At 52.7% G+C, this 8,896-nt stretch carries 10 protein-coding genes; 5 read left to right on the top strand and 5 right to left on the bottom strand.

Annotated features, from left to right (window positions below):
* Both TA5113_RS09315 and TA5113_RS09310 read left to right on the top strand, forming a co-directional pair.
* Positions 1-225, top strand: a 225-nt coding sequence (locus TA5113_RS09315) for a flagellar basal body L-ring protein FlgH (protein WP_181949466.1), incomplete at its 5' end; no start/stop codon positions are given.
* 6 nt (positions 226-231) lie between these two features.
* Positions 232-714, top strand: a complete 483-nt coding sequence (locus tag TA5113_RS09310) for a hypothetical protein (RefSeq protein ID WP_058314846.1) — start codon at positions 232-234, stop codon at positions 712-714.
* 3 nt (positions 715-717) lie between these two features.
* Here the strand turns inward: TA5113_RS09310 and TA5113_RS09305 are convergent, their stop codons facing one another.
* The 4 genes from TA5113_RS09305 to TA5113_RS09290 form a co-directional block, all read right to left on the bottom strand.
* The gene (locus TA5113_RS09305) at positions 718-1,389 is read right to left on the bottom strand and encodes a flagellar hook assembly protein FlgD (protein ID WP_058314847.1); all 672 of its coding nucleotides are present in this window, start codon (positions 1,387-1,389) and stop codon (positions 718-720) included.
* Between the two features lie 10 nt (positions 1,390-1,399).
* Positions 1,400-2,695 (bottom strand): hypothetical protein, encoded by a 1,296-nt coding sequence (locus tag TA5113_RS09300; protein ID WP_131726413.1) that lies wholly within the window; start codon positions 2,693-2,695, stop codon positions 1,400-1,402.
* A 132-nt stretch (positions 2,696-2,827) separates the two neighbouring features.
* Positions 2,828-3,289, bottom strand: a complete 462-nt coding sequence (locus tag TA5113_RS09295) for a hypothetical protein (RefSeq protein ID WP_058314849.1) — start codon at positions 3,287-3,289, stop codon at positions 2,828-2,830.
* 335 nt (positions 3,290-3,624) lie between these two features.
* The gene (locus TA5113_RS09290) at positions 3,625-4,314 is read right to left on the bottom strand and encodes a response regulator transcription factor (RefSeq protein WP_058316695.1); all 690 of its coding nucleotides are present in this window, start codon (positions 4,312-4,314) and stop codon (positions 3,625-3,627) included.
* 656 nt (positions 4,315-4,970) lie between these two features.
* Between TA5113_RS09290 and TA5113_RS09280 the strand changes: the two genes are divergently transcribed.
* Together TA5113_RS09280 and TA5113_RS17315 are read left to right on the top strand one after the other, a co-directional pair.
* Complete coding sequence (locus TA5113_RS09280) at positions 4,971-5,465, top strand: Ros/MucR family transcriptional regulator (RefSeq protein WP_245627149.1); 495 nt, start codon at positions 4,971-4,973, stop codon at positions 5,463-5,465.
* Positions 5,466-5,628: 163 nt separating this feature from the next.
* Complete coding sequence (locus tag TA5113_RS17315) at positions 5,629-6,975, top strand: flagellar motor protein MotB (protein ID WP_058316694.1); 1,347 nt, start codon at positions 5,629-5,631, stop codon at positions 6,973-6,975.
* 2 nt (positions 6,976-6,977) lie between these two features.
* Here the strand turns inward: TA5113_RS17315 and TA5113_RS09270 are convergent, their stop codons facing one another.
* On the bottom strand, positions 6,978-8,126 hold the full coding sequence (locus tag TA5113_RS09270; protein ID WP_131726477.1) for a hypothetical protein: 1,149 nt from the start codon (positions 8,124-8,126) through the stop codon (positions 6,978-6,980).
* Positions 8,127-8,371: 245 nt separating this feature from the next.
* Here TA5113_RS09270 and TA5113_RS16960 point away from each other — a divergent pair.
* Positions 8,372-8,896 (top strand): motility-associated protein (locus TA5113_RS16960; protein ID WP_370736440.1); only part of this gene is annotated, 525 nt, incomplete at its 3' end.

Raw genomic sequence — 8,896 nt, 5'->3', positions numbered from 1 at the left:
GGCAATTTCGTTGTCGCCGGACGTCAGGAAGTGAAGGTGAACTCTGAGCTGCGCGAGCTACGTGTCGCTGGCATTATCCGCCCAGAAGACATCAGCACGGCCAATACTGTCAGCTATGATAAGATCGCTGAAGCGCGCATTACATACGGCGGTCGTGGGCAGATTTCTGTGGTCCAACAACCGCGTTATGGCGAAGACTTCTTGGACGTCATTCTGCCGTATTAGAGCCAAATGAAGAAACTGATCCTCATATTGTTAGGCCCCCTGATCGCAGGACCAGGGGGCTATATGCTGGGCAAGATGATGGCCCCCGACCCAGCCGAAGCTGCGGCGAGCGCGACAGAGGACAGCGCGGGAATGGTGGCCGCGACACCGGAAGAAATCCTGTACAAAATGCCACTCGGGAAATTCACGGTTCAGGTGCTGCAACCCCGCAGCGCTTTGCACATTCTGCTCGACCTTGATGTCTACATTGCTGGCGCGAATAACTTCGAACGCCTCAATGGTCTGGAAGGGCGCAATCGCCTGCGCGACGCCACTGTTTCCATCATTTCAGAAATGGCGGAAACGACGCTCTGGTTGGAAAAAGGCGAAGAAGAGCACATTGATCAAGAACAGCTCGCGGCGGACATCGTGCGCAAACTGCACCTTCAATTCCGGTCCCTTCGGACTGCAAAAATCAATGAGTTCAATACAGCGCGCAGCCTGCGCTAATAACTAGCTTGCAACCGCAAGAACCGCTTCTGCAGGAACTGTTTCGTCGCCGAAAAGCGTGAAATAGTTCTGACCCTCTGTGAACAGCACTTCCTCTACAATCGCTTTGCGATACGTGAAGGCAGTTGTCGCTACATCGTCAGCGTCTTTCGCCGTGACGGTAACATTGTAATTCCCATCCAGAACTGGATTGCCTGCATCATCGAGGCCATCCCATTCCAGCTTTTGCAGTGCGGTATGATCCGTCGGCAAATCGGTTAGTCTGCGCACGACGGTATCCGTCAGGGGATCGCGGATTTCCGCGGTCACTTCAGCAGTCCCTTCGTCAACTTGGTAATAACTATCCACGTTGCCTTGATCCAAAGTGACTTGGCTGGTGTTGACTGTCACTTCGCGCCCCAAAAGATCAGACCCACTGGACGCCAACAAAGACGTCAACTGCGCGCCAATATCGTTAAGGTTTGTATTGGTCTGCACCGCCTGTTCAACCTGGCTGAGCTGCGCCAACTGCGACACAAACTGTGTCGAGTCCATTGGTTCCAGTGGATCCTGATACTGAACCTGAGCAGTCAAAAGCGTTAGGAAACGGTTATAGTCTTCACCCAATTGCGACAGAGAGTTGGTTCCCGACGCATTGCCATTTGTTGAGCTCGTTGTAATTGGTGCCAATCCCATCGCCGTGCTCCTATGTCATCAGGTCCAATTGGCCATTGCCAATTGTGCCAACGCTTGTGGATTGATCTACAAGGACTGCATCAACACCGCCCGCATCACCTGAATCATCAGATCCATATCCGGCAAAGGCACCGTCACCCTGACCATCAAAGCTGTGGTCTTGGTCAGACGTAAATTCCTGAAAGTCTAGCGAGGCCTCACCAGAGTGACCGATGATCTGGCCAAGCAAGTCACGTTCATCCCGAAGGCTGCTCAACACATGGGCGTTATCGGCCCGTACAACCACAGACAAAGACCCGTCACTGTTGGTTTTCATTTCAAGTTCTATCGTCCCGAGCCCCCTTGGGCTCAGTGCGACTTTGGTGATGCCATCCTGAAAATCCACGCTGCGCATTTGGTTGACTACAGCCTGACCAAACTTCGCTTGCGGCACATCTGGCTTTAATAGCTGTTGGGTGGCGGTTTGACGGTTGGTTTCGGTAAGGTCCGTTGTGTTTGGACCAAGGCCAACTGAATCATGTAATGCAATCGGGACAAACTCTTTTGGCAGGTCAAACTGCCCTGAAGATACGGGTTGTCCAAAAGCCGCAGCGGAAATCGGATTTGTTGCGCCGCCTGCCCCTGCATTCGATTGAACCGGGATCTCGATGTTTTCCCTCACAAATTCGCCGGTTTGAACTGCTGCCTCATTGAGCGACATGGCAAGCGAAACCGGGTTTCGCCCTGCTAATGCAGGTGCACCCAACCCGCCTATGGTTTGCCCCAGCGACTGAACTTTGGATTGCAATGCTGCCAAAACATCTAATTGTGTGTTGCCTTGCGTTTCGACAACTGGCGCAAGTCCTTTCAAGAACGACTGCGCTGTCGACTGGATTGCCTGCAAGAGGCCTGGCAGGCCCTGAACCGACGCTCTTGGGTCAGAGCCAATCACAGCGGGTTGGAAAATTTCAGTACCCTCACCAGCATTGACAACGGCAAATGGAGCAAAACCAGTTTTCGCGGCGACAACCGCCTGCAACTGTTCCTGCAGGCTTGAAAGAGCCGCAACACCCTCCTGCAATTCTTCGGCGAGTTCAGGGGACAGGTCCTGACCCGCCGCAGCCTCCTGCAGCATCCCCAGAACATCGGCAAGCTCTTTTAAGATTGGAGATATTTTCGGATCGAGATTGGCATCCGTCGTTGGCACATCGGCGCTGTCCGGTAGCAAATTGGCCAAAACTTGTGAGAAACCACGCGCCGCACGCCCTTCGGGTGCACCGGAATTGTTAGCCGCCCCACCGTTCATCAGCGTTAGCAATGGATTCATCGTCGCCTGCATGGCTCAACACTGTCTCGCGAAATCTTTGTTTTATTAAGAACAAAAGACCACATTTCATGGAAATCACAAAGACAATTGTGATTAAGGCAAGATTAAACCAAAAGCTTTAATTGGCGCCCGTTATTGGAGACGGGAGCCAGAAACCACAGATAGTTTAACGTTAGACGCCATATTGCCCGCTGCGAGATGGGCCACATCCGCCGCTGCGGCTGTCCCGTCGCCGTTCACCGAGAAGGCGCCCTGCGTCATTTCTAAAATGATGTGACCCAAAATTTCACCTAGCTCTTTGCTGGTGACGTTCTTGGCTTGAGCGAAGTCTCGAGGCTGGATCAAAACAAGCGCCCCATACGCCACCTCGATTCCCAATTCCTCGGCCAACACGTCGCCTAAGCTTGCGCCGTGTAAAACTTCTGTTTCTTCCATCATTGCAATCGGTCGAAGCATTTCGGCATCCGAGACCAATGTTACCACTGGCACATCCATGAGCGACCCGAGCAATCCCGCCAAAGGCGAGTCCTTCTGGTCATTGCCCACGGACAGATCGCCACCCCAGATTTGCGCGATGAGTCCGTTGCGTTCCACTATATATTCCCCCAGGACATATTATTGTCATGTAAGGATAGGTTAACCATATTCATCTCAAAGGAGAATTGTTGCTTTGTAAAAGCGCTCAACTCTCCCAAAAGTCGAATAGAAGTCTCAGTTTGAAGGCTTAGAGCGCATCTAAGTTGTAACACGACCCTAAAATTCGCCAATTACTTCAATAAATCTAAGGTAGTAGGAAGATGTTGGGGCTCAATTAAAGTTATCCACAACCCTTAGTGTCTTCACCAATAAGTGACCACACCGTGCAATTGTCCTGTGGATATTTACAATTCAACCGTTGACAGAGTCATTTGAAATTGCAATTTCCGCGCTCAGCGCAAAAGCTTCTGCATTGCCGTGGGGTCAATCGTCAGCTTGTATCCCGCTGCGCGCACCGTATCGACCGCGACATGCTCACCGAAAACTGCGTTCAACTTCTTTCGGATCTTAGCGACGTGGACATCAAATTTTCGGTCCCCATAGTCCCACGGACGCCGGTCTATCGCATAGCTTAGGGCATCTCGACTGACGATCTCTCCACTGTTTGAGATCAACACATGAGCCACCTGCGCCTCAGCAGATGTGAGCCCCGCGTGGCTTGCGATATACGCCCCAGACTCCCAATGTTCGGCCCCGGCCAATACATCGCGCCCTTCTGGTGTATCCAGCAAACCAATACGTGCACGCAGCCGAAGGGCCAAAACCCGTAAGGTAAATGGTGTCTTTATGACATCGTCGGCACCCGCCAAAAATGCCTCTTCGCCTTCACCAGTTACCTCACCGCGATCGATCACAAGGATAAATGGTGCACCCTGTTCTTTGAGCTCGGCAATAACAGTTGCGCGCCTCGAAACACGACCGATGACAATTACCTGAGGCCAACCATCTTCTCCGCTGAACTCGGGAACAACAGACAGGTTTTCCGTCGCCAATCCGCAGATCGTTTGAAACAGGTGCCTAAGAGACAGCACCATTCCCGGATCACTATCAAGGATCAAAGCGAAAGGTAATTTTGCAGACATGGCCTTATTTCGGTCCGAATCGTCGTATCGAGAACCCACACAATACCCGAGAATCCGAATGATTGTTTAACAAATGGGACTTAATGTTTCGAGCTATCGTGTTCAAGAACATTCGGACAAGGCCCTTTGCGCGCTACAAGGAAAAATCTGGCTTTAACCATTAAATTATTTTTGCGGCAAAATTTTGGCGAAAAATTAACCCAAAGGATAATAGTGTCCAAATCGAGGCTGCAGAACGCGCCGCACAATCACCCAGAATGGAGTAGCAGCTATGACAGGAGCCTTTGGGCCCGCAGCCGACGCCCGCGTCGCGCTTAAAGCGGTTGCATCGATTGATCGTTTAATTGAGGTGTCTTCCCACGATCTTTTCCTGAATGACGTGCTGGTTTGTGCCGCAAACGTCCTTCGAAACGGTTCGGATACCAACGACAACGCAGCTCAAGGTAGCATCGCGGGAAGATCTTCGCGCCTACATTGAGACGGCCAGTCTCTCGATGAGATCAACCCGCAACCCGACGCACAGCGAAGGATAAAAGGCATCAACCGCAAGTTTTATTTCGGAGAATAATGGCCATTTATTCAAGGATTCAGCCAGTAATTCTTGACGGAATTGTAACAGCGCTCGTATAAAACGGCTCGAGACAGGCACCCTAACCATGGCAGCGAACAAAAACATGGACGATAGCAAGAATCAAAACAAAGACGCGGTGGCAACTATTGTTGCCTCCTATGCGCAACGTAGCGATGTGACCCCGGATCAGATCGTGGCGCTCGCAGCAAAACTCTTGCCGGTTTTTAGCGTTCCAGGTCAGGAAAACGCCGATCCCGCTACAGGCGCCCATGCGGTCGCGCCAGATGCAGAGGCCACCAAACCAAAAACCATGGTTCCAGCGATACCTATTGATCAAGCTGTGACGGATGACAAGGTTTACTGCCTCATCTGCGGTAAGGGCTTCACAATGCTCAAACGCCACCTGAAGGCGGAGCATGGTCTGACCGAAGACGAATATCGCAAGATGTTTGGCCTTCCGGACGACTTCCCGCTGGTCGCACCGAACTATTCCAAGCGCAAAGCTGCCTACGCAAAGAAAGCAGGTCTCGGCAAATACCGCCGCGACACAAGCGCGAAAGAAGGCTTGGACGCGCGCTAATTATCAGCGAGCGCCAAATTCGCCACAAACTTTGCCACATTTATGCCTTATTTGCGCCTTCCTGGTGCCGACCTTTGACGCGATAGGGTAATTGACCCAACGTGCGCAGAAGCCAGCGTTGAGAATAAGCCGGGACAACCGGCATGTGTGAGGCAAGACACAAATGGCTGACGGCACGGTTAATATCATCAGAAAAATCGAAGTTGTGGAGGGCCACGGCCACCACGGCGGCGCTTGGAAAGTTGCTTATGCGGACTTTATGACCGCGATGATGGCGTTCTTCCTATTGATGTGGATCCTTTCATCTTCTGATGAACAAAAGCTGCGCGGCATTGCCGAGTATTTCACCAACGCAACCCTGCCCGGCGGCAGCGGCGTTTTGGATGGCGCAACTCTCGGCCCTCCCGGCACGATGACGGCCTCCAACGGTTCCACCGTGGCACGCGGCGCGGAATTTGGCGAAGTGGATGACCCCTCCCCTGCGAAATGGGAAGTGATGGACACCACCCCCACGGCCGATCCTGAAATGAAAGTCCGCGGCACAAGCCAAGGCCACCATGAAAACCCTGCCTCTGGTGCAGCAAGCGAAGTGTTTGCCACAGACATCAAAGAAGAAGCGGTCACAAATAAGCAAATGGCCGGCAAAGCCGAAGAAGCGATCGACAGCGAAGACCCCAAACACTTAGCTGCGGCTGAATCAATGGCTGCGTCAGACTCCACAACCAATGTGGACGACGCAGAAAAAATGGCCGCTGGTGACATAGAAAACAATGAACCAGAGCACACGGCTGACCTAGAGCGTTTCGAAGAGCTGAAAACCAAAGTTCTGCAAGCAATGGAGGAAAGCCCTGACCTTTCTCCGCTGAAGGAAAACATTATCTTTGAACGCACTCCAGATGGCATGTTGATCCAAATCGTGGACAGCCAAGGCAAACCCATGTTTGCGAGCGGCAGTGCGGACATGCACCCTGCGACTACGAAATTAATGGCGCTTCTCGGAGAAAGCCTGACCGCCCTCCCAAATGACATGGTCATCACAGGTCATACCGATGCAGTGCCTTTCACCAACCTCAAAGCCTATGACAACTGGGATTTGTCCACCGATCGCGCAAATGCCATGCGCCGGATCCTCAAAGACAATGGCGTGACCCCTGATCGGATTACGCGCGTCTCCGGGATGGCCGCAACGCATCTCTTGAAACCCGAAGCTCCAAAAGACGCATCCAACCGCCGCATCGAAGTTCTGCTTGCCTACGAAAAGCTCGAAGCGCCGAAACCGGCAATGGATCAGATGGCCGAAAAAACAATGGCAAAGCCAGCAATGGACAAGCCAATGGAACAGACCGAAACGGCTAAAATAGCGCCGAAAGCAATGGAAGCAGACGCGATGGAGAAGCCAGCGGAAAAGATGGCCCCAAAACCAAGCGTCGCGGATGTGATCATTGCTGAAGACAAAGGGTCACTGCTGGACGAGACCGTTTTCCAGAACCTGCGCAGCGCGCTCAGATAAGACTAGGGCTGCGCCTGCAATGACAATCGGAATTGGCTCCAATCGATGGGGCCATTCCCCGCGCTCTGATTAATCACATCAACCGGCTGCATCCCCAAAACCAAGAAAATCGCCGCCAGCGTCAGCGTGGTCAGCGCGACCAAACGCATCGCAGCGCGGCGCCTCGTGGGTGTTGCCAGATTGGTTTGCGCGTGAGACGTAACAGCAGAAATGGGCTCGGGCGTTGCCTGGTCAGCCTGTTCCGCAGGCAAGGTCACATAGAGGAAAGCCGCCTCACCAGACACCTCAACCGCGCCACAGGCAGCCCGCAAAGCAGATTTCAATGAGGCTGGCAATAAATCAGATTTGATCCGAACCGTGCCGGGCTGAACGCCATCCTCTTGCTCGATGCGAATGGCCAACAACTTTCGATCGTCCCGCAAGAACAGTTTCCCTGCATTGTCGATCTCAACGACAGGGCCCTCACCATTCGAAATCACGAACTCGGCATGTTCTTCACGCAATGTGTATCCGCGCTCTGTCTCTTTCTCGTCAAACGCGGAAAGCGGCTTAAACGCCTCACCCGGAAATGACTCAAAGGCAGCTTTTTCTTCGACCAAAGGCTTCGACTCAATCTCCAGCGCCCGCGCCGCCTCCCGCGCCATATCAAAGGTCAGCTTCCTCTCAGAAGGCTTAGGCACAACGGGAACCACCGGAGCGCGACGGCTTGAAAAGCGCAAAACACCATCACCTTCCACCACAACGTCCTGCGCAGCAGCGACCGGCAAATCGATCGCAGGCTCATTTGCATCAACGCCCAAGAACGCGACAGGGTCCAGACCCTCTTCCAGCGCAAAAGCGAAATTCACAGAATAATCGGTCGCGTCTTCCACAAGCTGTGGCGCGTCTGCCAACAGCGCGGCCAAGCTCTTTTCATCAGAGTAGCGCAATTGTCGCGTCGGAAAGCCATGAACAGGTGGATGAATGCAAATCTCTGCCGGCCGCAGGCCAAGGTGTTTGCGAAGACGTGCCGCAACAAGGCCCGCCTCTTCTTGACGAAACAACAACAACTGACAGTCACCATTCGGCATCAAACACACCGCCAGCCGCATCTTGCGTGGCCAGTCGCGATGGACCAGACGGAGGTCTTCTTCCTCCAACAAAACTGCCATGACTTGCTCGTTGCCAGACATATCTTTCCCCAAGTTTGTGTAGGAGATCACCTTATCGGTGCTTTTGCAGACGTTAACCTATTCTTTAAGTTTAGCCACGGTTAAAGGATTTATCCATAGGTATTCTTGTATTTGCCAACAAATAATTGAGAACTATTCTATAAAGACAGCATTAATCCTTGCGGCAACACCTTGCCCTGTGGCAAAAATAAAGAAAATCGAGCAGCTCAGAGTAGCGAAACATAATGAACATCATTGTTGGCTTTATCCTTGTTATGGTCCTCGTGTTCGGGGGCTTCTTATGGTCGGGCGGCGAAATGGCCCCGATCCTGCACGCCCTGCCCTACGAGGGTATGATGATCGGTGGGGCCTCGCTTGGGGCCTTTGTGGCGGCGAACTCTTTCGGCGATGTGGCCGCGACCATCAAAGCGGTTATCAAATGTCTCAAGGGGCCAAAGTGGAAACAGAGCGATTACATCGACCTGCTCAATCTCATGTATGGCTTGACCAAGATCTACCAAAAGGATGGTGTTCTGGCGCTGGACGAGCATATCGAAAATCCACATGACAGCTCGATCTTCTCGCAATTTCCGAAGATCCAGCATGACCATCATGCGATTGATCTGATCACCGACAGCTTCCGCATGCTGGCGCTGAACTTTGACGACCCGTTCCAGACCGAAGACGTGATCAACAAGAAACTGAAGAAGCACCACCACGAGGTGCTGGTTCCCGCCCATGGTCTACAGACTGTGGCTGACGGCCTTCCG

Source organism: Cognatishimia activa (assembly GCF_001458335.1).
Lineage (GTDB): Bacteria > Pseudomonadota > Alphaproteobacteria > Rhodobacterales > Rhodobacteraceae > Cognatishimia > Cognatishimia activa.
The sequence above is the reverse complement of the archived record's forward strand: the minus strand, read 5'-3'. Positions and strand labels throughout refer to the sequence as shown.

Excerpts from the sequence above, each read along its gene's own strand:
- TA5113_RS17315 (WP_058316694.1), top strand. The coding sequence starts at position 5,629 with ATGGCTGACGGCACGGTTAATATCATCAGAAAAATCGAAGTTGTGGAG.
- TA5113_RS09280 (WP_245627149.1), top strand. The coding sequence starts at position 4,971 with ATGGCAGCGAACAAAAACATGGACGATAGCAAGAATCAAAACAAAGAC.
- TA5113_RS09310 (WP_058314846.1), top strand. The coding sequence starts at position 232 with ATGAAGAAACTGATCCTCATATTGTTAGGCCCCCTGATCGCAGGACCA.
- TA5113_RS09300 (WP_131726413.1), bottom strand. The coding sequence starts at position 2,695 with ATGAATCCATTGCTAACGCTGATGAACGGTGGGGCGGCTAACAATTCC.
- TA5113_RS09290 (WP_058316695.1), bottom strand. The coding sequence starts at position 4,314 with ATGTCTGCAAAATTACCTTTCGCTTTGATCCTTGATAGTGATCCGGGA.
- TA5113_RS09305 (WP_058314847.1), bottom strand. The coding sequence starts at position 1,389 with ATGGGATTGGCACCAATTACAACGAGCTCAACAAATGGCAATGCGTCG.
- TA5113_RS09270 (WP_131726477.1), bottom strand. The coding sequence starts at position 8,126 with ATGGCAGTTTTGTTGGAGGAAGAAGACCTCCGTCTGGTCCATCGCGAC.